1 protein-coding gene is annotated in these 729 nt (G+C 73.1%); it reads right to left on the bottom strand.

Annotation, left to right across the window (positions count from 1 at the left end):
- Positions 1–729, bottom strand: a 729-nt coding sequence (locus A5695_RS25185; RefSeq protein ID WP_197515617.1) for an HNH endonuclease signature motif containing protein, incomplete at both ends; no start/stop codon positions are given.

Raw genomic sequence — 729 nt, 5'->3', positions numbered from 1 at the left:
GGATCCCGGACTCAGGGTGCGCCCGGCGCCGTCGGTGACGGTGAGATGGGGTGCGGGTCCGGCGATGGTGATGCCCCCGGAGTGGTGCAGCCGGTGGTGATGGGGACAGACCAGCACGAGGTTGCTCAGCTCGGTGGGGCCGCCGTCTTCCCAGTGCCGGATGTGGTGGGCGTGCAAACCCCGGGTCGCGCCGCAGCCGGGGACGGCGCACGTGCGGTCGCGGTGCTCGAGCGCGCGGCGCAGTCGCCGGCTGATCAGGCGGGTGGTTCGGCCGGCGCCGATGGGCTGGCCGTCGCGGTGCAACCACACCTCGCAGGTGGCATCGCAGGTCAGGTATTGGCGTTCGGCGTCGGACAGCAGCGGGCCCAGGTGCAGTGCCGCGGCGCGCCTTTCGGCGTCGAGGTGCACCACCACGGTGGTGTGCTGTCCGTGGGGCCGGCGGGCCGCCTCCGCGTCCCACCCGGCCTCGACCAGGCGCATGAAGGCCTCGACGGTGCCCGGCAGGGGCGGAGCGCTTTCTGCCCCTCCCTCGGCGCGGTCGTGTTTCCACTCGGTGATCAGCGCGTCCCGGTGCGACGCCAACGCGGCGTCGAATTTCGCGGCGTCTGGAGCCGGGAGGGTGATCCGGTAGCAGCTGCCCCGCTCGGTGGAAGTCTTCCTGAACGAGCGCTCGGGCTCGCGCCGGGGTTCTGGGTCGGGGCGCGGTTGCAGGCTGATCGCGGTGCGCAG

It is taken from the genome of Mycobacterium sp. E1747 (assembly GCF_001667775.1).
In the GTDB taxonomy this organism is placed as follows: Bacteria; Actinomycetota; Actinomycetes; order Mycobacteriales; family Mycobacteriaceae; genus Mycobacterium.
Note: the sequence above shows the minus strand (reverse complement) of the source record. Positions and strands in the feature narration are given on the sequence as shown.